This window comes from Streptomyces sp. NPDC091289 (assembly GCF_044757365.1).
Lineage (GTDB): Bacteria > Actinomycetota > Actinomycetes > Streptomycetales > Streptomycetaceae > Streptomyces.
The window spans coordinates 168,824-190,267 of the sequence record NZ_JBIVUT010000020.1; the positions used below are offsets into that span (position 1 = coordinate 168,824).

The 21,444-nt window shown below is 73.1% G+C and carries 22 protein-coding genes; 11 read left to right on the forward strand and 11 right to left on the reverse strand.

Translation table 11 applies throughout. The features are described 5' to 3' along the window. Nucleotides 1-95 precede the first annotated feature (95 nt). Nucleotides 96-503, forward strand: a complete 408-nt coding sequence (locus ACIQPT_RS26330) for a transposase (protein WP_401159100.1) — start codon at nt 96-98, stop codon at nt 501-503. Nucleotides 504-509: 6 nt separating this feature from the next. Further along, on the forward strand, nt 510-902 hold the full coding sequence (locus tag ACIQPT_RS26335) for a transposase (RefSeq protein WP_401159102.1): 393 nt from the start codon (nt 510-512) through the stop codon (nt 900-902). Between the two features lie 370 nt (nt 903-1,272). Here ACIQPT_RS26335 and ACIQPT_RS26340 read toward each other — a convergent pair whose 3' ends face one another. Beyond that, a complete protein-coding gene (locus tag ACIQPT_RS26340; RefSeq protein ID WP_401159104.1) occupies nt 1,273-2,532 on the reverse strand; it encodes a serine hydrolase domain-containing protein in 1,260 nt (419 codons plus the stop codon). A gap of 31 nt (nt 2,533-2,563) precedes the next feature. On the opposite strand from ACIQPT_RS26340, the gene ACIQPT_RS26345 reads away from it, so the two are divergent. The 8 genes from ACIQPT_RS26345 to ACIQPT_RS26380 all read left to right on the forward strand — a co-directional run bounded on the left by ACIQPT_RS26345 (nt 2,564) and on the right by ACIQPT_RS26380 (nt 11,020). Further along, nucleotides 2,564-3,226, forward strand: coding sequence for a TetR/AcrR family transcriptional regulator (locus ACIQPT_RS26345; protein WP_401159106.1), 663 nt, complete (start codon nt 2,564-2,566; stop codon nt 3,224-3,226). Nucleotides 3,227-3,389: 163 nt separating this feature from the next. Then, a complete protein-coding gene (locus tag ACIQPT_RS26350; RefSeq protein ID WP_401159108.1) occupies nt 3,390-4,262 on the forward strand; it encodes an alpha/beta fold hydrolase in 873 nt (290 codons plus the stop codon). Between the two features lie 139 nt (nt 4,263-4,401). Beyond that, nucleotides 4,402-5,367, forward strand: a complete 966-nt coding sequence (locus ACIQPT_RS26355; RefSeq protein WP_401159110.1) for an alpha/beta hydrolase — start codon at nt 4,402-4,404, stop codon at nt 5,365-5,367. Beyond that, a complete protein-coding gene (locus ACIQPT_RS26360; protein ID WP_401159111.1) occupies nt 5,364-6,539 on the forward strand; it encodes an acyltransferase in 1,176 nt (391 codons plus the stop codon). The genes ACIQPT_RS26355 and ACIQPT_RS26360 overlap by 4 nt, the downstream gene beginning before the upstream one ends. A gap of 28 nt (nt 6,540-6,567) precedes the next feature. Next, nucleotides 6,568-7,875 carry a sensor histidine kinase gene (locus tag ACIQPT_RS26365; RefSeq protein ID WP_401159149.1) on the forward strand — a complete coding sequence of 436 codons (1,308 nt, stop codon included), beginning with the start codon at nt 6,568-6,570 and terminating at the stop codon, nt 7,873-7,875. Further along, complete coding sequence (locus tag ACIQPT_RS26370; protein WP_401159112.1) at nt 7,872-8,549, forward strand: response regulator; 678 nt, start codon at nt 7,872-7,874, stop codon at nt 8,547-8,549. Before ACIQPT_RS26365 ends, ACIQPT_RS26370 begins: the two co-directional genes overlap by 4 nt. A gap of 90 nt (nt 8,550-8,639) precedes the next feature. Next, the gene (locus tag ACIQPT_RS26375; protein WP_401159114.1) at nt 8,640-9,818 is read left to right on the forward strand and encodes a DUF1266 domain-containing protein; all 1,179 of its coding nucleotides are present in this window, start codon (nt 8,640-8,642) and stop codon (nt 9,816-9,818) included. Further along, nucleotides 9,815-11,020, forward strand: coding sequence for a DUF1266 domain-containing protein (locus ACIQPT_RS26380; protein WP_401159116.1), 1,206 nt, complete (start codon nt 9,815-9,817; stop codon nt 11,018-11,020). The genes ACIQPT_RS26375 and ACIQPT_RS26380 overlap by 4 nt, the downstream gene beginning before the upstream one ends. Nucleotides 11,021-11,035: 15 nt before the next feature. Here the strand turns inward: ACIQPT_RS26380 and ACIQPT_RS26385 are convergent, their stop codons facing one another. The 5 genes from ACIQPT_RS26385 to ACIQPT_RS26405 all read right to left on the reverse strand — a co-directional run bounded on the left by ACIQPT_RS26385 (nt 11,036) and on the right by ACIQPT_RS26405 (nt 16,175). Further along, nucleotides 11,036-11,917, reverse strand: a complete 882-nt coding sequence (locus ACIQPT_RS26385) for an SDR family oxidoreductase (RefSeq protein WP_401159117.1) — start codon at nt 11,915-11,917, stop codon at nt 11,036-11,038. Between the two features lie 23 nt (nt 11,918-11,940). After that, nucleotides 11,941-12,321: a DUF952 domain-containing protein gene (locus tag ACIQPT_RS26390; protein WP_401159119.1), complete on the reverse strand. Its 381-nt coding sequence runs from the start codon at nt 12,319-12,321 to the stop codon at nt 11,941-11,943. 33 nt (nt 12,322-12,354) lie between these two features. Continuing rightward, nucleotides 12,355-13,974 carry a choice-of-anchor A family protein gene (locus ACIQPT_RS26395; protein WP_401159120.1) on the reverse strand — a complete coding sequence of 540 codons (1,620 nt, stop codon included), beginning with the start codon at nt 13,972-13,974 and terminating at the stop codon, nt 12,355-12,357. 115 nt (nt 13,975-14,089) lie between these two features. Continuing rightward, nucleotides 14,090-15,088: an NAD-dependent epimerase/dehydratase family protein gene (locus tag ACIQPT_RS26400; protein WP_401159122.1), complete on the reverse strand. Its 999-nt coding sequence runs from the start codon at nt 15,086-15,088 to the stop codon at nt 14,090-14,092. 133 nt (nt 15,089-15,221) lie between these two features. Beyond that, nucleotides 15,222-16,175: a LysR family transcriptional regulator gene (locus tag ACIQPT_RS26405; protein ID WP_401159123.1), complete on the reverse strand. Its 954-nt coding sequence runs from the start codon at nt 16,173-16,175 to the stop codon at nt 15,222-15,224. A gap of 315 nt (nt 16,176-16,490) precedes the next feature. On the opposite strand from ACIQPT_RS26405, the gene snpA reads away from it, so the two are divergent. Continuing rightward, nucleotides 16,491-17,147: a snapalysin gene (gene snpA, locus ACIQPT_RS26410; RefSeq protein WP_401159125.1), complete on the forward strand. Its 657-nt coding sequence runs from the start codon at nt 16,491-16,493 to the stop codon at nt 17,145-17,147. A gap of 175 nt (nt 17,148-17,322) precedes the next feature. On the opposite strand, the gene ACIQPT_RS26415 is transcribed toward snpA, so the two are convergent. From ACIQPT_RS26415 to ACIQPT_RS26435, 5 genes are all read right to left on the reverse strand, one after another. Beyond that, nucleotides 17,323-17,679: a GntR family transcriptional regulator gene (locus ACIQPT_RS26415; RefSeq protein ID WP_137231769.1), complete on the reverse strand. Its 357-nt coding sequence runs from the start codon at nt 17,677-17,679 to the stop codon at nt 17,323-17,325. 2 nt (nt 17,680-17,681) lie between these two features. Continuing rightward, nucleotides 17,682-18,650, reverse strand: coding sequence for a DUF1648 domain-containing protein (locus ACIQPT_RS26420; protein WP_401159129.1), 969 nt, complete (start codon nt 18,648-18,650; stop codon nt 17,682-17,684). Between the two features lie 177 nt (nt 18,651-18,827). Beyond that, a complete protein-coding gene (locus ACIQPT_RS26425; protein WP_401159131.1) occupies nt 18,828-19,496 on the reverse strand; it encodes a DUF6304 family protein in 669 nt (222 codons plus the stop codon). A gap of 56 nt (nt 19,497-19,552) precedes the next feature. Next, nucleotides 19,553-20,149 (reverse strand): GNAT family N-acetyltransferase, encoded by a 597-nt coding sequence (locus ACIQPT_RS26430; RefSeq protein WP_401159133.1) that lies wholly within the window; start codon nt 20,147-20,149, stop codon nt 19,553-19,555. An 89-nt stretch (nt 20,150-20,238) separates the two neighbouring features. After that, complete coding sequence (locus ACIQPT_RS26435; protein ID WP_401159135.1) at nt 20,239-21,282, reverse strand: family 2 encapsulin nanocompartment cargo protein polyprenyl transferase; 1,044 nt, start codon at nt 21,280-21,282, stop codon at nt 20,239-20,241. Nucleotides 21,283-21,444 lie beyond the last annotated feature (162 nt).

Below are 21,444 nucleotides of genomic sequence, written 5' to 3' on the forward strand. Positions count from 1 at the left end.
CAGAGCGCTCTCCGGCGGGCTAACAACGGCTAACACAATGAGGCGAGTGGGCCCTGGTGGCCGTGTCGGCGTCAGGAGTTGGGCGTTGGCGATGCATGGAGACTTCGCCGGGGATCGTTTCGGATGACTTGTGGGAGCGGATCGAGCCGCTCCTGCCGCGCAAGGAGCGTCGGTTCCGGCACCCGGTCCGGAAGCCGTTGCCCGACCGGAAGGTGCTGTGCGGCATCCTCTTCGTGCTTCACACCGGCATTCAATGGGAGTTCCTGCCGCAGGAGTTGGGCTTCGGGTCGGGCATGACGTGCTGGCGGCAGCTTCGCGACTGGAACGAGGCCGGCGTCTGGCAGCGCTTGCACGAAGTGCTGCTGGCCGAGCTGAACGCGGCGGCCCGTCTCGACTGGTCGCGGGCCGTCGTCGATTCCAGCCACGTGCGGGCCGTGAACGGGGGGACCACACGGGACCGAGTCCGGTCGACCGTGCCCGATCCGGATCGAAACACCACCTGATCACGGATGGCCACTCCGCTCGCCGTGATTCACACCGGCGGCAACCGCTACGACGTCACCCAGTTGCCGCCTCTGATCGACGCCCATCCCGCCGGTCAGAGGCAGGGTCGGTCACCCGCGACGCAAGCCCGACTCCCTCTTCGCCGACCGCGGGTACGCCACGACATCTACGGCGACCAGGTCCGCCAACGCCGGACCGCGTCGGCCATCGCCCGACGTGGCACCCTCCACGGCACAGGACTGGGCACCTACCGCTGGGTCGTGGAACGTACCTTCGCCTGGCTCCACGGCTTCAAACGCCTCCGCATCCGCTGGGAACGCCGAGCCGAAATGTACGAAGCCTTCCTCAAGCTGGCCTGCTGCCTGAGCACCCGCCGACAGATCAACTCATTGTGTTAGCCGTTGTCAGCGAGCGTCCCGTCGAGCAGTATGCAACCCGAGTCGTCCCACCCAGCACTTTGAACAGTCGGGGCCCGAGGGATCGACGCCTACGTTGGCACGGCAGGGCTGCCAGCCGTCTGAGTAGCTGCATCTGCTGCAGCGGTACAAGGTCCACAGCCTGCAGGACACCCGATCGCGACCGTCGCACCCCATCGCTGGCCAACAGCAAAAGGCCAGGTCAACGGCCCGCAGGGAAAATCCCTGCAGGTCGCCGACCCGCCCCTTTACTTGGAGACCAAGAAGGCCTGATCTTCGGCCTGGCGCTGCGACCCGCGGTTTCGCGGGTCGCAGCGCCTTTTCGGTTCAGCGGGCAGTCCGGTCAGTCCGGTCAGCCGTACATCGCCACGCGGTAGAGCGTCGCGAGCGCGTCGTCGATGGGGTGAGGCTGCGGCTGACCGGCGGCGTCGAACCTGTTCCACCTCTGCAGGTTCACCGCGACCGCCATCCGCCGCTTGCCGTCGGCACGGACCATGGCCAGCGCGCCACCGCCCCAGACCGTGCCGCCATGGCCCCAGAAGACGCCCTGCCCGGGACCCTCCATCGGGTACAGGCCGAGGCCGTAGTCGATCGTCTTTCCCTCCTGGGAGATGACCGGGCCGGTCCGCTGCATCTGGGCCAGCGAGGACGGGCTGATGATCTCTCCGGCCAGCAGCAGGCCGTAGAAGCGGTTGAGGTCCGCGACGGTCGATATCAGCGAGGCCGACGGTCCCGCGTACGACATGTCGAAGACGCTGTAGTCGCGCGGCGGGTCGATCATGCCGAACCACGCCTCGTAGAGCCGCGAGTGCGGCCCGTCGACGTACGGTCCGGCGGGGAATCCGGTGTCCCGGAGCCCGGCGCGCTCGATGACGTTCCGGGTGATGCACAGCTCGGCCGTGGTGCCGCTCACCTCTTCCAGGAGTTGGGCGAGGAGCAGGTAGTTGGTGTTGGAGTACACCCCCGGAGCGCCGCCCGGGGTGCCGACGGCGGGTGCGGTGACTCCCATCCCGATCAGTTCAACCGGGTCGAACCGCGTATGCCGGTGGTCGTCCAGGCTCTGCGGCCGGGTGTCCGCGGCGACGGGGAACGCCTCGAGGGAGGGGTAGGCGTACGGAAGATACTCGGCGAGGCCGCTGGTGTGGTTGATCAGCATCCGGACCGTGATCGCGTCACCGCGTTCTCCGGGAACCAGCTTCGGGAGGTACCGGCCGATCGGTGCGTCGAGACCGATCCGACCGCTCTCGACCTGCTGCAGAACCGCGGCGCTGGTAAAGGTCTTGGTGATGCTGCCGACCCGGTGCCGCATGTCCGCGGTGACGGGGCGGCCGGTGGTGACGTCGGCGACCCCGGCGGCGCCGCGCCAGACCTGGCCGCCGTCCCGCACCTCGGCGAACAGGCCGGGTATCCCGGCGCGGTGGACGTTCTCGATGGCGGCGTTCAGCTCAGCGGCATCCAGCTCGGTGGAATTCGGCTCGGTGGAATTCGGTGAGTTCCTCACGGCATACGTCCTTTCGCATGGCTCGGGGTGAGCTCCACGCCGGTCGCCCGGCACCCTCATGTCCTCATTATGCACGCGGTGCGTGCAACAGCGAGTGCATGGCGAGTGCATAAGTTAGAATGAGGCCGACGAGAGGGGCGAAATGGCAGGTCGAAAGCGTTGGGCGACCGAGGAAATCATGGACGCGGCAGTGGAGTTGCTGCGCACGAGCGGCACCGAGTCGTTCAGCGTGCGCAAGCTCGCCGCGACCCTCGGGACCGACTCCTCCAGCCTCTACCGGCACTTCCGCAGCAAGACGGAGCTGCTGCGCGCGGTCGCCGACCGGATCCTCCTGGCCTCCATGGACGGCTACCGCGCCGAGGGTGACTGGAAGCAGCGCATCACCGCCCTGGCCCTGCGCGTGAGAGAGGCCTTCGGTCAGCAGCCCCAACTCGCCTCGGTCTGGGGGCAGTACGCGTCAGGCGGCGCCGGCTCCCGGCTGGTCATGGAAGAGGTGCTCCAGGCCCTGCGCGCATCGGGACTGCCCGACGAGGAGATCCCGGCGCGCTACCATCGGCTCGCGGTCCTCATCACCGCGCTGATCGCCTCCGAGGCAGGAATCAGCACCATCACCCCGGAAGAGTACGAACAGGGCATGGAGCTGTTCCGCGTCGCGGTACTCGGCGCCGACCCCGAGCGCTTCCCCGCCCTGGCCCACTTCGCCCGCGATGTCCGCCCGCTCGGGGTGGACCGCCGCGCCGCGTTCGAAGAGATCCTCGCCGCCCAACTCGCCGACATCGAGGCCGCGATCCTCCCGAGCCGGTAGACCGGCCCGGGAGGGGCGGCAGACGGAGAAGGGCGCCACCCCTCCCGGCCACCTCCACCCCCTTGGCCTCAGACCCGGCGATGCGCTAACGTTGAAACGAGACGATACGTATCGTTTCACTTTTCGCTCACGTCGTGCACTCACCGGAACAGCGAGGTCCACCATGGAACGCTTCATCGACGTCGCCCCCGGCGTGCGCCTCTGGGCGGAGGATCACGGTTCTCCCGACGCCCCCGCCCTGCTGCTCGTCATGGGCGCGCAGGCGTCCGGGCTCGGCTGGCCCGACGAGCTGGTGGAGCTGCTCGCCACGCGCCACCGCGTGATCCGGTACGACCACCGGGACACCGGCCGCTCCACCTGGTCCTTCGACGCACAGCCCTATCCGCTCACCGCGCTGGCCGAGGACGCCGTGGCCGTGCTGGACGCGTTCGGCGTGGAGCGGGCGCACGTGGTGGGGATGTCGTTGGGCGGCATGCTCACGCAGTTGCTCGTCGCCGATCACCCCGAGCGGCTGCTGAGCGCCACGGTCATCGGGACGAACGCGCTCAGCTCCGTCCCGTACACCGCCCCGGGCGGCCGCCGCGTCCCGCCCGAGGAACTGCCCGGCGTCGCCCCGGAGCTGATGGAGCTGTGGTCGCGGCCCGTCGAGGACCACGGCCCGGAGGCGGAGCTGGAGCGCCGGGTCGAGCACTGGCGGGCGCTCGGCGGCGGTCTGATCCCCTTCGACCCCGACTACGCCCGCGAGCAGGAACGCCGGATCATCGCGCACACCGGGCACCATCACGCCGGCACCGCCCACGCCCGCGCCGACTACTCCGGCATGGAGCGCACCGAGCAGCTCGCCCGGACCCGCGTGCCCACCCTGGTCATCTCGGCGCCCGCCGAACCGGTCGCTCCTCCCCCGCACGCCGAGCACCTCGCCCAGGCGATCCGCGGCGCCCGGCTCGTCGAGATCCCCGGCATGGGGCACGCGCTGCCCCGTGAGGTGCACGCCCCGCTCGCCGGCGCGATCCTCGACCACACCGGCCGCAGCTGACGCCGCGCCGCGTCCCCCGCGTCATACCTGAGAGCCACCCCGCAGGTGCACTCTTCAGCGGGACGTCAACTACCTTCCCCCGTCCATAACTTCTGTATCGGAAGCACCCCATGCCCCCGGTACGGAAGGACCTCGCCCCATGGCGGACCGCCCGCGCAGACCTCGTCTGCGCCGCACCCTGCTCGCCGTCCTCGTCACTTTCGCGGTGGCCGTGCCGGTGTCCGGAGCGGCCCGCCCCGCCGCCGTGCCCGCCCCCGCGCCGACCGTTCTCGGGCCGCTCCGGGACGCGAGCCCGGCGGCGCTGAAGGAGCGGTACGGGGTGAACCGGGCCGATATCCGGGCGGCCGGGCGGGCGGCCTCCGGGCACGGGGACCTCAAGCGGGCGGCCTCACTGCGGGCGATGGCCGCGCCCGGGCGGCAGTTCCTCGCCTTCGACGGGCGGGACGGGGGCCGGAGCGTGGAGGTCGTCGGGGAGCTGTCCGGGGCCCGGCGGATCGCGGTGCTGGTGCCGGGGGCCGGTGTCGGGCTCGACGCGTACGGGCGGCTGCGGCGCGGGGCGGTGGCGTTGCAGAGGGAGTTGGGTGAGGGCGCGGCCGTGGTCGTCTGGCTGGGGTACCGCTCGCCCGCCACCGTCAGCCCGGCCGCCCTGACGACCGGGCGCGCCGACGAGGCCGCGCCGAGGCTGCGGGCGCTGGTGGACGAGGTGCGCGCGGTGCGGCCCGCCGCCCGGATCAGCCTGCTCTGCCACTCCTACGGTTCGGTGATCTGCGCCCGGTCCGCGCCGGGGACCTCCGCCGACGCCCTCGTCCTCTACGGCAGCCCCGGGGTCGGGGTCGGGGATGCCCGCTCGCTGCGCACCCGGGCGCGGGTGTGGGCGGGCCGGAGCGGCGGGGACTGGATCTCCCGGGTGCCGCAGGTGCGGGTGCGGGTGCCGTTCGTCGCGACGGTGGGGTTCGGGACCGATCCGGTGGCGGAGAGGTTCGGGGCCGAGGTGTTCGACGCGGGCGGCGGGGGCCACAGCGACTATCTGCGGCCCGGGTCGCGGTCCCTGACGAACCTGGGCCGGATCGTGTCGGGCGCCGAACCGCTGGGGGCCCCTCGATGACCGGACTCGTCGCGCGGATCGAGGCCGCCACCCCGCCCGGCCGGGACCGGGCCGTGGACGCCCTGCGAGCCCTGGCCATCCTGGGCGTCGTGGGTGGGCACTGGCTGGTGACCGCGCTGGTCGCCGACAGCGGCACGGTGCGCGGGGCGAGCCCGCTGACGTACCTGCCGGAACTGACCCCGGTCTCCTGGGTGTTCCAGACGCTCGCGGTGTTCTTCCTGGTGGGCGGGCAGGTGGCGGCGGGGAGTTGGACCTCGGCGCGGAAGCGGGGGGTGCCGTACGGGGCGTGGGTGGGCGGTCGGCTGGCGCGGCTGTTCCGGCCGGTGGCGGCGGTTGTCGTGGTGTGGGCGCTCGCGGCGGCCGCGATGCTGGTCGCGGGGGTGGGCGAGCCGACCGTCCGGGCGCTGGCCAAGCTGGTCTGGTCCCCGCTGTGGTTCCTGCTCGTCTTCGCCGCGCTGACCGCGTTGACCCCTCTGGTGGCCCGGCTGCACCCGCTGTGGCCGCTGGTGGTGGTGCTGCACGTCGACCTCGTACGGTTCGGCCTCGGCGGTCCGCGCGAGCTGGGGTGGATCAACGTGGTCGCGGGGTGGCTGGTGCCGTACTGCCTGGGGGCGCTGGTCGCGCGGGGCGGGCTGCGTGGCCGGTGGAATCGTTGGGCGTTGCTGTTCGGCGGGGCCTCGGCGGCCGGCGCGCTGGTGCTGTGGGCCGGGTATCCGGCCGCCATGGTGGGCGTTCCGGGCGGCCGGATATCCAACCTGGACCCGCCGAGCCTGGCCGCCGTGGCGTTCGGCCTGGCCCAGTGCGGGGCGGCGCTGCTGCTGCTCGGGCCGCTGCGCCGGGTGCTGCGCAGGCCCGTCGCGTGGGCGGTGGTGGCGGTGGTGAACCTGTCGGCGATGACCGTGTTCCTCTGGCACCAGACCGCGATGATCGTCGTGACGGCGAGCGCGCTGCTGATCGCCGGTGGCCCGTTGCCGGGGCTGCACACCGTGCCCGACGGCGCCGGCTGGGTGGCCGCCCGGGTGCTCTGGCTGCCGGTGTTCGCGCTGGCCCTGCTGGTGTGCTGGGCCGCGTTCCGGGGCTACGAGCAGGGCAGCGGGCGGCGTGGCGGCGGGGGCTCCCTCGTCGTACGGGAGTCCGCACCCGAGCGGAAGGGGCGGGCGCGTCGTGCCTAGTCTGAGGGCGAGTGGAGCCGAGGGGGCGGTGGGGGCGGTGACGTCATCGAGGGCGGTGCGCCTGCGGGCGGCGGTGCGCCGTGTGCCGCGTGCCCTGTACGAGGAGTTGTGGGCGGCGCCCGCCGACCGGGTGCCGCGCATGGGCGAACCGGACGCGCCGGTGTGGCGGCCGTCGTTGCTGGTGCTGCTGATCATCGCGGCCGCCTGCTTCGCGGTGCCCCGTACCAATGAACTGGTCACGGAGGCGAGCAACGGAGTCAGCGGGTGGGCCGTGCTGGCCGCCCTGGCGCAGTCGGTCGTGCTGGTGGCCGGGATGATCCGGCCTGTGGGGGCCTGGTGGGCGGCGACCGCGCTGTCGGTGACCACGGTCCTGGTCACCGAGCCGGTCATGAGCCCGGACCGGCTGTTCCCCTGGAGCGTCATGGGGATGGTGTTCCAGGGCGGGGCGCTGTTCCTGCTGGCACTGCGCGTCCCGCTGCGCCGCGCGACGGGAGCGCTGGCCCTCACCCTGCTCGCGGGGATGGCGCTCACCCTGCACACCACCCAGCGGCACAACATGGACCTCGACCGCTCCGCACCGGTATTCGTCGTCGCCCTGGTCCTCGGCGCGGCACTGCGCAGTCTGCGCCTCGCCCGTAAGGACCTCGTCGTCCAGGCCGAGCTGACCGCCGAGGAACGGGCCCGGCGCACCCTCCTGGAGGAGCGCAACCGGATCGCCCGGGAGCTGCACGACGTGGTCGCCCACCACATGTCGGTGATCTCCATCCAGGCACAGGTCGCCCCGCACCTGGTGGAGCATCCCACCGAGGAGCTGCGGAAGAACCTGACCGGCATCCGCGAGAACGCGCTCGAAGCCCTCGCCGAGCTCCGCCAGGTGCTGGGCGTCCTGCGCTCGGAGGACGCGCCCGCCCAGAGCACGCGACACGCCCCGCAACCCGGTCTCGACCGGCTCGACGAGCTGGTCGCCACCGTGCGATCCGCCGGTCTCGCCGTCACCGTCACCACCACCGGCGCACCCCGCCCCCTGTCGCCGGGCGTCGAACTGTCCGCGTACCGCATCGTGCAGGAGGCGCTGAGCAACGTGATGCGCCACGCGCCCGGTGCGAGCGCCGAGGTGACGATCGGCCACCGGTCCGCCGGGGTGACCGTCCGGGTCGTCAACACCCCGCCCGTCCGCCCGGCCGCCCCCTCCCCCGGAGTGCGTCACGGCCTGCTCGGAATGCGCGAGCGCACCACGATGCTCGGCGGTGAGCTCGCCACCGGCCCGACGCCCGACGGTGGCTGGGAGGTCACCGCGCTCCTGCCCGCCATCACGACCACCGAGGACGCCCCATGACACCGCCACCCATCCGCGCCGTGATCGCCGACGACCAGATGATGGTCCGCCAGGGCTTCACGGTGCTGCTGAACGCCGAGCCGGACATCGAGGTCGTCGGGCAGGCCGTCAACGGGCTCGACGCCGTCGCCAAGGTCGCCGAACTCGCCCCGGACGTCGTCCTCATGGACATCCGGATGCCCGAGCTGGGCGGCATCGAGGCGACCCGGCGGATCACCTCCCCCGAGGGCTCGACGGTGAAGGTGCTCGTGCTGACCACCTTCGACCTCGACGAGTACGTGTACGAGGCGCTGCGCGCGGGTGCGTCCGGCTTCCTGCTGAAGGACGCCTCCGCCGACGAACTCGCCCATGCGGTACGGGTGGTGGCGTCGGGCGACGCCCTGCTCTCGCCGAACATCACCAAGCGGCTGATCGTGGAGTTCTCCCGGACGGCCGGGGCCCCGCGCCCGCCGCTCAAGGAGCGGATCGGGGATCTGACGGAGCGCGAGACGGAGGTGCTGACGCTGATCGCCGGGGGCCTGTCGAACGCGGAGATCTCCCGGCAGCTCATCGTGGCGGAGCAGACGGTGAAGACCCATGTGGGCCGGATCCTGGTCAAGTTGGGCGTCCGCGACCGGACCCAGGCGGCGGTGTTCGCGTACGAGTCGGGGCTGGTGCGCCCGGCGGGCCTCTGACCACCCGGGCCGGGGGCGCTGACCACCCGGGCCGAGGGGAGCGCTGACCACCCACGCCCGGCGCGAGGCCCGTTTCGTAGGATCGGCTCCGTGACAACGGGGAACGGGACAGAAACAGAGAGCGGCAAAGCGGTGGCGCCCACCGGGATCGAGCGCGCGCTGTCCGCGGCCGTCGCGGGCGGCGGCGCCGACGCGGTCGTGGAGCTGCTCGCGCGGACCCGGCTGTACGTGCTCGTCGCCCGGCTGCACGCGGACATCCCCGGCTGGACGGCCCCGCTGCCCACGATCCGCGACGAGACCAGCCGGCGGACCTGTGTCCCGGTCCTGACCCAGGGGGTGTTGCCGCCCTGGCACCCGGAGTGGGTGTTCCGCGAGGTCAGCATCGGCGAGCTGGCCCGGATCTGGCCGTACGACGTGCGCCGGCTCGCGGTGAACCACGGCACCCCGTTCGCGGCGACGGTCGACGCCCGGCCCAAGCACCTGAAGGCCTGGCTGAAGGCCGAAGAACACTCCGGCGGGCCGGAACAGGGTGTCCTGCTCACCGACAGCGGCGGGCCGCTGCACGGGCCGCTCGCCCACGGGCTGGCGCTCGGTGCCCATCTGGCCGTCACCAACGGCCTGATCTGGAACCGGCTCGGCGCCGCCTACGAGGACTACGCGACCGACCGGGCCCGGCTGCGCAGCCCGTGGGGCATCCCGCACCGCGCCGAGTACCGCGACCGTCTCGCGTCCCTGATGAAGAACCAGCTGGTCGGGCGCGTCCAGGAGGCCGTCCTGCGCACCCGGCACACCCTGGCCAACCGGCTGGGGCGCACGCCGGCCCGCGAGGAATGGTCCGAGGCGGTGGCCCGAGCCTTCGCCGCGCGCGACGCCGACGACCGCGCGGTGGCCGACCGGGCGCTGCGGTACCTCACCCTGTACGAGGAGAAGTTCCGGGCCGACGGCGTGCTCGCCCCGGACGGCCGCGTCGACACCCTGGCCGCCTTCGACCTCGGCCGGGCGGTCAACGTCGTACGGCTCGCGCTCGGCGCCCGGTACGGCGATCCGCACGAGGCCGAGCAGGACGTCCTGCGGCTCGGTGAACTCGCCCGGGCGGCCTACGCCTCGTGGGCGGACTTCTCCCTCGGCTACCTCATGGCCCGGGTGGTCCACCGGGCCGAGGACGACGGACCGGAGGCGGCGGAGCCCACGTACCAGCAGTCGCTCGCCGAGCACCGCATCCTGACCCAGGACCCCGCCGGCCCCTACAGGAACATCGCGTGGTCATGAACCCGATCCACCCGAACCACCCCCCGGCTGCCTCGGCCGGCCCGGCCGCCCCTGCTCCCCCGGCTGCCTGGGTCCCGCCGTCCGAGACCGAGCAGCTCCTCCACGAGGCGGCGCTGCGCGGCGATCCACGGGCCCAACTGGCGGCGCTGGCCGGGGCCGAGCTGTACATCCCGGCGCCGCGTGCCGAGGCGGACGCGAAGCCGGACACCATCACGTGGCGCGCACACCACGACCCGTCGGGCTTCGTCTGCCGGCCCGTGCTCACCCGGGGCATGCTGCCCGCGTGGCATCCGGACTGGGTCTTCCACGGGGTCACGCTGCGCTGGGCCGCCGAGTTCGGCTGGTCCGACCCGCACGTGTTCCTCGGGGTCAACGTCGGGACTCCCGGCCAACTGCTGCTGCCCACCGGCCCGACGGACCTGGCGCTGTGGCAGCGCGCCTACGCGGAGAACGACCGTCTCCGGGAGAACCGGCTGCTCGCGCTGCGCCACGGCGCGCTGCACGGGCCATTGGCGTACGGGCTGGCCTGCGGCGCGCATCTGGCGATCGGGAACGCGGTGCCGTGGAACGAGGTCGGGACGGTCTACCGCGAGTACACCACCGAGCGCGAGCTGCTGCGCGATTCCTGGGGCATCACCGACCACGCGGAGTGGCGCAAGCAGCTGGACGCACTGCTGGAGGCCGCCAACAGCCCGCCGGAGCCGGACTTCGTGCTGCGTACCCGCGACCAGCTGACTTCCGCCCTGGGCGAGTTGCCCTCGGCCGACCTGTGGCGCGAGACCGCGGCGGGCCACGCCCAGGATCTGGGGGCGGACTCCGGCACGGTGAAGGGCATCGAGGAGCTGGTGCGCCGGATCATGCGCTACGAGGCCCGGTTCCGCGCGGACGGGCTGCTGCCGCCGGACGGCCGGGTGCACACGACGGTCGCCTACGACTACGGGCGGGCGGTGAACCTGGCGCGCTGGGGGCTGGCGGCACGCTACTGCGCCCCCGCCGACGCCGAGCAGGCGATCGTCTACGCGGGGGCGCTGAGCAAGTCGGCCCACCGCTCCTGGGAGGACTTCTCCGCGGGGTACGCGCTGGGGCGGGTGCTGCGGTTCGACGAGGAGGAGTACGGGCCGTTCTACGAACAGAATGTCCTCGCCCACCGTCTGCTGGCGGAGAGCGAGGGCAGTCCGTGGCGTCACATCCCGTGGCGCTGATACGGGGTCTCCCTGTCAGCCGCCGGGCAGCAGATGGCGGTAGCTGTCCGGGGTCTCCACGAGAAACTCGGCGAAACTCTGCGCGGGGCGGCCGGTGAGCGTGGGCACCGCGTCGGAGACGGCGGCCAGTTCCCCGTTCGCGATGGCCTCGTACGAGGTGACCCAGCCGGCCACTTCCCAGTCCTCGGCCCCGTAGCCGGCCCGGGACGCGTAGGCCTCCTCGCGGGTCTCGGGGACGTAGACGACGGGGCGTCCGGTGACCCGGCTCAGCTCCTCGGCCGCCTCGGCGAGGGTGAACGCCTCGGGTCCGGTGAGGTCGTAGACCCGGTCGTCGTGGTCCGTGCCCTCGTCCAGCAGTACGGCCGCCGCCGCGTCGGCGATGTCCTCGTGGGCGACGGCCGCCACCCGCCCGTCGCCGCCCGGCCCGCGCAGCACACCGTCGGTCCCGGTCATCGCGGGCAGTCCCGCCAGATACCAGTTGTCGCGCAGGAAGGTGTGGCGCACGTCGGCCGTACGGATGTGGGCCTCGGTGTCCCAGTGGTCGCGGGCGAAGGTGAACGTGGCGTCGGGCGCGGCCCCTTGGAAGGACACGTACACGATCCGCTCCACGCCCACCGCCACGGCGGCGTCGATCGCCGTGGTGTGCTCGCGGACCCGGTAGGGGCTCTCGTGGGCGGAGACCAGGAACAGGGTGTGGGCCCCGTCGAGGGCCCGGCGCATGGCCTCCCCGTCGCCGTAGCGGGCGGCCGGCGCGTGGTCGGCGCCGGACAGGTCGGGCAGCCGGGCGGGGTCGCGGCCGAGAAGCCGTACGGGTACGCCGGTCCGGGCGAGCCGCCGGGCGACCCGGCCGCCGACCGCTCCGGTCGCTCCGGTCACCGCGGTGAGGGGGCCGATCACTGGGTTCGTCTTCCTCTCGTTGTTCACCGTGCCGGGGATTCCCCGTGCCAGGGCCGCACCTCCACGACCGCGCCCACCGGGAGCGGTCCGTACAGGTGCGGGAACTCCTCGCCGCCGGGCTTCATCGCCTCGTACCGGACGGGGTCGGCCAGGCGACCGGGATCGACGACCAGGACCACCAGGTCCCGGTCGTCGTCCCCGTCCCCGTTTCCGTCCCCGTACAGCATCCGGGCCACCCCGGGGAGCTGGTGGGGCAGCGAGAGGTGGATGAAGCCCTCCTCCTGGAGGGTGCGGCCGCGGGTGGACATCTCGTACGTCCCTGTCCCGCGGGCCGCCTCCCACAGAGGTGCTTCGGCGAGGTGGAGCAGCGGTCCGGTCGGCGGTTCGGTCGGTGGTTCGGTCATCGGACCACGCTAACGGGCGCTGCTCCGCGCCTGCTAGAAGGTGCGGCGACGAGCCCTGCGCGTGGCCACGAGGACCGTGCCACCGGCGGCCACCAGCGCTGCCGCGATGGACCCGAGGATCCATTCGCCGCCCCGGGAGCCGGTGTCGGGCAGCTCACCCGGGTGGCTCGGCGAGTGCGTGGGGTGCGGCGTGTGGCCGGTGGGGGTGGGGGTCGGCGTGGGCTCGGTGGGGGTCGGCGTGGGGTCCGTCGGGCTGGGGGTCGGGTCGGTCGGCGTGGCGCTGGGGTCGGTCGGGGTGGGTGTGGGGGTGGGGTCGGTCGGGGTCGGCGTCGGGTCCGTGGGGGTGGGAGTCGGATCCGTCGGCGTCGGCGTCGGGTCCGTGGGGGTGGGAGTCGGATCCGTCGGCGTCGGCGTGGGATCCGTCGGGGTGGGAGTCGGGTCCGTCGGCGTCGGTGTGGGATCCGTCGGGGTGGGAGTCGGGTCCGTCGGCGTGGGGGTGGGGTCGGTCGGGGTCGGCGTCGGGTCGGTCGGGGTCGGCGTCGGGTCCGTGGGGGTCGGCGTGGGATCCGTCGGGGTCGGCGTCGGGTCGGGTGTGCAGGACGGCAGGTCGCCGTCGAAGGGGTACGCGTGGATCTCCTGGCCGCCCGACGCGCCCGCCGAGGTGTGGGTGAGCGAACCCGCCGTGTAGAAGCGGCCGTTGGTGCCGCTCATGCTGAGCACGGTGGTGCTCGTCGGCTGGCCGACCAGGATGCTGCCCTCGAACTGGGCCGGGCCGGTCAGCGACAGATCGGTGGCGTCCGGGAAGTTCCACAGCAGGTTCTCGCGGAGGCCTTCGTTCGGGAACGAGCCCATGTACGTGGCGACGCTGCGGGCGCTGCCGTAGACGTTGACCAGGACGGTCGCGCCCTCGGGGATGCCGTTGAACACGAAGCCCGTGTTGCCGCCCGTCTCCGCCTCCAGGTCCGCGTCCACGTCGAAGATCTGGATCGCGGACGTGCCGTCCCCGGTGAACGTCATGGTGTCACCGACCACCTGCCACGTACCGGTGGCCTCACGGTGCTCGTCGCCGTCGTACGCGTAGCAGTGGCTGGCCTCGGTGAGCTGCGGGCGCAGCTCGGTGTACGGGGCGGCCGCGTCCGCGTCGAAGCGCGGGGCGGTGTCGGGCTCCACCGTGCCCGTGAGGTCGCTCGCGTACGCGACGCGGCCGGAGTGCGTGCCCTCCTCCGCGAGGAGACGCTCGCCGTCGGCGATGGTGATGTCCCCGCCCGCCGTCAGGTAGTCGGAGCCGTCCGGCGGCGGAACCCGCGAACCGACGCCCGCGATGCCGACGTTGTAGACCTGCGAGACCCCGTCCCGCTTGTCCATGTCGAACTGCCCGAGGGTGACGACCTTGCCCTCCGCCTCGGCCGCCGCCTCCCGGACCAGGAAGTCGCCGCCGACGTAGACGTTGATATTGCTGTCGAAGAATTCGACCGGGCCGTTGTTGGGATCGTTCCAGCTGGGCGGGCAGGAGCTGCCGAGGCAGGGTCCCAGTCCGCCCGGCAGCGGATCGGCACCCGCGGCCGGGGCCAGCACGCCCACCATCGCCGCGGCCGTGGCCACTGTCACTGCTGCCCGGATTGCGTTGCCGCGCCTGCGCGCCTTCTGTTCCATGCCGCGCAATATGCATGGTTAACACTTAGTCAGTTTGTATGACACGCCGCTCTTGTCCTCTTGTGTAGGCCTATAGGAGGTTTCTTCGGCGCGACACGCGCCCGAAGGCGGTGTGTCAGAGACCCAGCAGCTTCGCCTCCAGCCGGGGGTCGAGGCCGACGGGCGGGCGATCGGGGCGCTGGGGCGCCGAGCCGCCCCGGGCGCAGAGCCAGGCCCAGGTGTCCGCGACGGTCTCCCCGACCGGGCGGCAGCGCAGCCCCGCGGCGTACGCCTTGGTGTGGTCGCCCCGGTGGAGCGTGTCGTACAGCTCGCCCGGCGGCAGCCAGACCGGCAGGTCGCTCCAGGGCTCGACCCCGGCGGCCAGCAGGACCTCCGGATCGGTCCAGCGCAGCTCGGCGTCGGACCCGGTGGCCGCCGCGCAGGCCGCCAGCAGCTCGCCCATCGTCGCGTGGCCGGGGCGGCTGACGGTGTTGTACGCGCCGTGCAGCCCGCCCGCCGCCGCGTCCAGGATCCACTCCGCCAGGTCCCGGGCGTCGATGTACTGGAGCTCCGCCCCGGGCGGGCCGGGGGCGATCACCGGTCCGCCCCGGGCGATCCGCGACAGCCACCAGGGCAGCCGGCCGATGTTCTCCCCGGGGCCGATGATCAGCCCGGCCCGCGCCAGCAGGGCCCGGTCACCGAAGGCGTCGAGGGCGGCCAGCTCACCGCCGCGCTTGGCCCGGTCGTACGGCACGTCCCCGCCGTCGTCGGGCGAGGCGCCGGTCACCAGCGGGCCGTCCTCGTCGAGCCCGGCGGCGGCCGGGTAGGCGTACACCGAGCGGCTGGACACGTAGGTGAAGTGACCGGCGCGGCCGGAGAGCAGCCGGGCGGCGTCCCGGACGGCGGACGGAGCGCCGCTCCAGGTGTCGACGACCAGGTCCCAGCCCTGCCCGCCCTCCGCCAGCGCCGCGAGTCCGGCTGCGCCCGAGGTCCGGTCCCCGGTCAGCGCGCGCACGCCGGGCGGGGGTGCGTGGCGGCCGCGGTGGAACACCGTGACGTCCCAGCCCCGCTCCAGCGCCGCGTCGGTGACGGCCCGTCCGACGAACTCCGTACCGCCCAGCATCAGAAGCCTCATGGGACCACCCTGCCCACCGGAACGGGGCGAGGGAACACCAGCACGCTGTCAGCAGAACGGGGAACTTCCCCGCGCGGACGGAACGGCGAAGACAGGGACCCCCCGACTGAGGTGCAGGCGGTCCGGCGAAGGGTCAGGGCGTGCAGGCCAGCGGGGAGCGGTGGCGCAGCAGCCACTCGTGGTAGCCGCTCGCCCGTCGCGCCGCGTCCCGGTAGGCGTCCTCCAACTGCGCGTACACCACCTCGATGTCCGTGCCGGGCCGGGAGACCAGGAGCAGCCGCACCGCGAGCGGGTCGCCCAGCAGCGGGCGGATCACCATGTCGTCGCGCGGGCCCGACGTCGGCTGGCAGGGGGCGACGGCCTCGCCGAGCACGACGAGGGAGGCGGCGGTGAGGTAGTCGCCGTGCAGGACCGGCGGGTTCAGCCCGGCGGCGCCGAGCACGCGGCGCACCCCGTCCCACTCGCCGTCCACCGTCGGATCGACCATCCACGGGTCGCCCGCCAGGTCGCCGAGCTCCACCACACGGCGGCGGGCGGCCGGGTGGTCCCGGGACAGCGAGATGAACTGCGGTTCCCGGTCCACGAGTACGCGCTGCTCCAGGCCCTCCGGCAGCGCGAGCGGGCAGCCCTCCACCTCGTGCACGAAGGCGACGTCCAGGCGGCCCGCCTCGACCGAGCTCAGCAGCGCGTGGGCGGAGACGTCGACCCGCAGGGAGATGTCGGTGCCGGGCAGGGCGACCCGCAGCCGGCGCAGCCAGCCGCCGATGACCCGGCTCGCGGTGGAGCCGATGCGCAGCCGGGAGCCGCGGGGCCGGGCGGCCTCGGCCTCCGCGAGCGCCTCGGCGACCAGGTCGCTCATGCCGTCGACGAGGGGGCGGGCCCGGCTCAGGACGGCTTGCCCCAGGGAGGTCGGGCGGCAGCCGGTGCGTTCGCGGCGGAAGAGTTCGGCGCCGAGCACGTTCTCGATCCGCCGGAGCTGGGTGGTCAGGGAGGGCTGGCTCACGCCCAGGCGACGGGCCGCCTGATGCAGGCTGCCCGCGTCGGCGATGGCGCACAGCGCCCTCAGGTGCCTCACCTCCAGCTCCATGCTGCGGAGACTATGACCGCCGTCCGCCGCGCACCAGACGTCGCAACCCCACCAAACGACGGCAATTCAGGGAGTGTTGGGCGGCGGCGCGTGTGCCGATGCCGTGTACATGACGTGCGCATGGCATGTTCACGGGCGGCTGACGTGCGCAAAGAGAGGGGCGGGACGGCGATAGGGCGGTGCTATCACCGTTCGGCATCATCCCCGGCGACTGTGCGCTGCACCACACTCTTCCCCGTACCGCCCCACGCCTTGTCCGCACAACGGACACCCCCACGGCGCGGGTTCGATCGGACAGGTAGGAGAAATCCCCCCATGAGACACCTCAGGACCGCCGTCGCCACCGCCGCCGCCGGGCTCGGCCTCGTCGCCGCGCTGGGCACCGCACCCGTCGTCGCCGCCGCTCCGGCCCCTGCCGCCCCCTCCGCCTCCACCACCATCGCCGCGTACAACGGCTCGGGCGAGAACGCCGAGGCGAACCGCGCCTTCCTCGACGCGGTCATGAAGTCCGTCGCCGAGAAGCGCGCCGCCAACCCGGGCATCAAGGCCGTCACGGTGACCTACAACGCGTCCAGCGCACCGTCCTTCCGCGGCCAGATAGCCAACAGCACGCAGATCTGGAACAGCTCGGTCTCCAACGTCCAGCTCCAGGAAGGCGCCAACGCGGACTTCACGTACCGCGAGGGCAACGACCCGCGCGGCTCCTACGCGAGCACCGACGGCCACGGCCGCGGGTACATCTTCCTGGACTACGCCCAGAACCAGCAGTACGACTCCACTCGCGTCACCACGCACGAGACCGGACACGTGCTCGGCCTCCCGGACAACTACTCCGGTCCGTGCAGCGAGTTGATGTCCGGCGGCGGCCCCGGCCCGTCCTGCACCAACGCCAACCCGGACGCCAACGAGCGGGCGCGGGTGAACCAGCTGTGGCAGAACGGCCTGGCCGCACTCGCCCGCTCCGCCTCCTGACACCGGGACGCACCAGCGACACCAGCAGCAGTGACTGTGGTCGGCCGGCCCCTTGTCCCGGGGCCGGCCGGCACCCCCCACACGACAGAGGACCGTTCCGCATCCGGAACGGTCCTCCGCGCGTCCACCCGACGCTTCACCCACGCGACGCCTCCCCCTGTCAGGCGTCGAGCTGTCAGGCGTCGAGTTCGCTGCGGACGAGGGCCAGCAGTTCGTCCTCGGTCATGCCCAGGTCCCGGGCGTCCGCGACCGCCTCACGGACCCGCTCCAGCAGCCGGGCCCGCTGCGGCGAGGCACCCGCGGTGATCGCCGCGCCCCGGCCGCGCCGCAGCTCGATGAGCCCCTCCTCGCGCAGCCGTTGATAGCCGCGCAGCACGGTGTGGACGTTCACGCCGAGGGACTCGGCGAGCACCCGGGCGGCGGGCAGCCGCTCGCCCGGGGTCACCGCGCCCTCGGCGACCGCACGCCGGACCGAGGCGGCGATCTGGTCCCCGAGCGGAACGGTGGAGGTCGGATCGACCCGGAAGAGCATGGTCAGCGCCCCGCCCGCTGTCGGTCGAGCAGCGTGTTGAGCAGGGCCGCACCGGTGGCCGAGTCATCGACGGTGACGGCGAACTCGCGGCCGCTCGTCAGGCTGATGACGATGGCCTCGCCCGAGCGGAAGATGACGCCGCTGCGGTCGGGGCGGATGCGGTAGCCCCATCCGCCGTACTCCGTCAGGGCGTTGACGCGACGGCTGTCCGCCCCCGCCATCCGCTCGAGCGGCACCCGCACCCGGGGCCGGGGCAGCAGGCCGGAGACGGTGAGGCCGCGCCGGTCCACCGTGACATGGGGGCGGCAGAAGGTGGCCAGCACCAGGGCGAGGAGCAGCAGCGGCACCCCGATGAACCAGCTCTGCTCGCGGCCGGTGGTGACGCCGGCCGCCAGGATCGCCAGCACGGTGACCGGTGCCCACCACGCGCCGATCCCGCGCGCCCAGCCGGCCACCTCACCGTCGGCGAGCGCGATCCGCTCCCGACCCGCCAGGTCCTCGTCGCGGAGGCCCTCGGGTGCGGGGACCAGCCGGGACAGCAGCGCCCCGAGGGCTCCGGCGACGGCGGCCGCCCCGAGGGCGACGGCGATGTGCCAGAGCGGGAAGCCGTCGGCCGGGCCGCCTGCGGGGGCGTCGACGTTGACGAACAGGACGGCGATCAGCAGATAGCCGAGGAACGCGGCGACGCCGAAGCCTCCGCCGAAGAACCAGCGGTGGGCGCGGCCGTGGAGCCTGCCGTTGACCGCGATGAGGGTCCACAGGACGCCGAGCACGAGCAGCGCCGGGATCGTGTAGAGCAGATAGGCGGTGAAGCTCAGATACCCGTTGGCGGTGCCACCGGCGTCGAAGTGGACGGCCAGCCGGTCGGGCAGGCGGTCCTTGACGGCGACGTAGAGAGTGAGGTCGATGAGGAGAACGAGGACAAAGGGCAGGGCGGCGAGCGTGGCGCGGCCAAGGTTCTTGCTTGTCATGGATAACCTCCGTTGTTCGCATGCTAGTAGAACAATGAGGCGGAGGCAACGGACGGAGGCAGCAACGGACTGAGGCAACAGGCCGAGGCAACGGGCCGACACGCGTCCGCCCCGTACCGGAACGCGGTACGGGACGGACGTGAGCGATGTCGACGGCGGCGGGCGGTCCCGGACCGGTCAGGCGTGTTCCAGCGGGAAGGCTCCCCGGTGGCCGGTGCCCGCGCCGTCGGCCGGGCGCACCTCGAACTCGCGGCAGCTCCAGACCTCCTGGACGAACCCGGACCGCTGGTCCCACAGGTCCAGGACATCGTCCTCGCCCGCCGAGTCCCGGTAGGCGGCCTTGGCCCCCCGGAAGCAGGCGAGACCGCCGGAGAAGCCCCGGCCGGGGGCCGGGAAGTAGTCGGAGAAGGCGCAGGCGATACAGGTCTGGATCCGGACGCCGTCCGGGAGGATCCGCTGGACGGCGGCCAGGGCGGCGCCGAAGTCCCGCTCGGCGCGGGCCGATTCGTACACCGCGCCGTCCAGGTGGAGGGCGAGGTGGAGGTCCGGGTCGACCCGGCGCAGGGAGAGCAGGCAGCCGAGCGTGGCGTGGCGGAGCGTGCCCGCGACGAGAACGGGCAGCGGCAGGTCCCACTCCAGTACGCAGTCGGTGAGCGCACCGTCCGCGAGGGCGAACATCCCGCTCTCCGGCGGTATGCCGGCGACCGGCCCCAGGTCGTCGAAGCTCTCGCCCTCGAAGTCGACCCCTCTGATCCGGATCCGGAGCTGCTGTCCGTCCGTGGTGAGCACGACGGCGTCGGAACCCTTGTTGTCCCGGTACCAGCCGGCCCACGACTCATCTGTCATGAGCAGGGACTGTAGCCCCTGCCCCGGGCGGCTTCCGTACCACCCTCCGTAGCGGTTCAACCGGTACGGGGTTCGCGCCACATGGGGTACATCGGCGGGCCGTCCGGCAGGTCGACGGTGCGGCCGAGGAAGCGGAATCCGAGCCGCTCGTACAGCACCCGGCTCCGGGCGCTGCTGGCCTCCAGATAGGCCGGCAGCCCTTCCCGGTCGCAGCGTTCCAGCTCCACTCCGATCAGCTCCGCGCCGATGCCCTCCCCCTGGCGGTCGGGGGTGACGCCGATCATCAGGAGGTAGGCGTGCGCACGGTCGTGCGGGTGGATCGCTCCGGTGAGCCTGCCCACCAGTTCGCAGCGTTCGTTGTCGGGGTCGGCGGTCTGCCGCATCAGGGCGGGCGTGGGGTCCTCCTCCTCGGGGGCCCCCGCGGGCACCGGCAGCCACAGGGCCACCGCGGCCTTGTCCTCGGCGATGTCGATCCGGCCCTCGGCGAGGGCGGAGTCGACGAAGACGCCGAGGAACTTTCCGTGCACCGCACGCCGGTGCGCCTCGTCGGGGAACACCCAGCTGCTGACCGGGTCGTGGTGGAACGCCTCTTCCATGACCGAGACGACCAGCTCCCGGTCGCTCTCCCGCGCCTGCTGAATCCGTATGCCCATGACCGGCTGCCGCCCTCCCGCTCCGCTTTCCCTCAACCAACTTCCGGAATACTAGAGTTGAGAAGGCGGCGCCGGTCGCACGAGGTGGGTCAGCTGGTCCGGCGGGTGACGAATTCGGCCAGCGCCAACAGGTCCCCCGCCGCACTCGGGTCGGGAACCGCCCGGGAGAGGTGGTGGACCGCGCGGGCCATCCGGTCGGCCGCGCAGACCTGGGCCCAGTCCCGGCCGCCGGCCCGGTCCACCGCGTCGGCCGCCCGGTTGATCTCGCCGGAGGTGGTCATGGGCCCCCGGTAGAGGGCGGCGAGCTCGGCGGCCGCCGGGGTGCCCGAGGTGAGGGCGGCGACCACGGGCAGCGACTTCTTGTGGGCGGCCAGGTCGGCCCCGACGGGCTTGCCGGTGCGGTCCGGGTCGCCCCAGATGCCGATCAGGTCGTCGATGAGCTGGAACGAGAGCCCCGCCTCGCGTCCGAACCCGTCCATCGCGCGGACCGCCCGGTCCTCCGCCCCGGCGTAGAGGGCGCCGAGCGCACAGGCGCAGCCGAGCAGCGCGCCGGTCTTGGCGGTGGCCATGGCGAGGCATTCGTCGAGCGTGACCTCGTCGGGGCCGCGCTCCTCGAAGGCGCAGTCCGCCTGCTGGCCCGCGCACAGCTCGATGACGCAGGAGGAGAGGCGGGCGGCGGCGCGGGCGGCCGCCGGGTGTGTGTCCTCGGCGAGCAGCCGCTGGGCGAGGGCGAGCATCGCGTCGCCGGTGATGATGGCGTCCGGGATACCGAAGACCGCCCAGGCGGTGGGCCGGTGCCTGCGGGTGGTGTCCTCGTCGATGACGTCGTCGTGGAGCAGGGTGAAGTTGTGGGCGAGCTCGACGGCGACGGCGGCCCGGACCGCGCGTTCCGGATCGCCGCCCAGCGCGCGGGCGGCGGCGAGCACGAGGGCCGGCCTGATGGCCTTCCCGGCCTGACCGGCGGCGGGGGTTCCGTCGGCGTTCTCCCAGCCGAAGTGGTACATCGCGATCCGGCGTATGCCGCCGGGCAGCGACTCCACGGCCGATCGCAGATGCGGGTCGACGACGGCACGGGTGCGCTCCAGGAGCGCCGCGGCCTCGTGCCCTTCCGTCGCTGCGTCCGTACTGGTCATGGTCACGGTCACTCCCTGGGGCAAGGCGATGGGTGCGGGGCCCGGGGGGGGGGGGGGGGGGGGGGGGGGCGGCGCCCGCCCCCGCCCCCCGGGGGGGGGCGCCCCGGCGGGGCGCGCCGCGGGCCCCCCCACCCCCCGGGGCGGGGGCCCCCAAGAGGCGGG

Coding starts and splice junctions, on each gene's coding strand:
- ACIQPT_RS26330 (WP_401159100.1), top strand. CDS start 96: ATGGAGACTTCGCCGGGGATCGTTTCGGATGACTTGTGGGAGCGGATC.
- ACIQPT_RS26335 (WP_401159102.1), top strand. CDS start 510: ATGGCCACTCCGCTCGCCGTGATTCACACCGGCGGCAACCGCTACGAC.
- ACIQPT_RS26340 (WP_401159104.1), bottom strand. CDS start 2,532: ATGCACTCGCCATGCACTCGCTGTTGCACGCACCGCGTGCATAATGAG.
- ACIQPT_RS26345 (WP_401159106.1), top strand. CDS start 2,564: ATGGCAGGTCGAAAGCGTTGGGCGACCGAGGAAATCATGGACGCGGCA.
- ACIQPT_RS26350 (WP_401159108.1), top strand. CDS start 3,390: ATGGAACGCTTCATCGACGTCGCCCCCGGCGTGCGCCTCTGGGCGGAG.
- ACIQPT_RS26355 (WP_401159110.1), top strand. CDS start 4,402: ATGGCGGACCGCCCGCGCAGACCTCGTCTGCGCCGCACCCTGCTCGCC.
- ACIQPT_RS26360 (WP_401159111.1), top strand. CDS start 5,364: ATGACCGGACTCGTCGCGCGGATCGAGGCCGCCACCCCGCCCGGCCGG.
- ACIQPT_RS26370 (WP_401159112.1), top strand. CDS start 7,872: ATGACACCGCCACCCATCCGCGCCGTGATCGCCGACGACCAGATGATG.
- ACIQPT_RS26380 (WP_401159116.1), top strand. CDS start 9,815: ATGAACCCGATCCACCCGAACCACCCCCCGGCTGCCTCGGCCGGCCCG.
- ACIQPT_RS26390 (WP_401159119.1), bottom strand. CDS start 12,321: ATGACCGAACCACCGACCGAACCGCCGACCGGACCGCTGCTCCACCTC.
- ACIQPT_RS26395 (WP_401159120.1), bottom strand. CDS start 13,974: ATGGAACAGAAGGCGCGCAGGCGCGGCAACGCAATCCGGGCAGCAGTG.
- ACIQPT_RS26400 (WP_401159122.1), bottom strand. CDS start 15,088: ATGAGGCTTCTGATGCTGGGCGGTACGGAGTTCGTCGGACGGGCCGTC.
- ACIQPT_RS26405 (WP_401159123.1), bottom strand. CDS start 16,175: ATGGAGCTGGAGGTGAGGCACCTGAGGGCGCTGTGCGCCATCGCCGAC.
- snpA (WP_401159125.1), top strand. CDS start 16,491: ATGAGACACCTCAGGACCGCCGTCGCCACCGCCGCCGCCGGGCTCGGC.
- ACIQPT_RS26415 (WP_137231769.1), bottom strand. CDS start 17,679: ATGCTCTTCCGGGTCGATCCGACCTCCACCGTTCCGCTCGGGGACCAG.
- ACIQPT_RS26420 (WP_401159129.1), bottom strand. CDS start 18,650: ATGACAAGCAAGAACCTTGGCCGCGCCACGCTCGCCGCCCTGCCCTTT.
- ACIQPT_RS26425 (WP_401159131.1), bottom strand. CDS start 19,496: ATGACAGATGAGTCGTGGGCCGGCTGGTACCGGGACAACAAGGGTTCC.
- ACIQPT_RS26430 (WP_401159133.1), bottom strand. CDS start 20,149: ATGGGCATACGGATTCAGCAGGCGCGGGAGAGCGACCGGGAGCTGGTC.
- ACIQPT_RS26435 (WP_401159135.1), bottom strand. CDS start 21,282: ATGACCAGTACGGACGCAGCGACGGAAGGGCACGAGGCCGCGGCGCTC.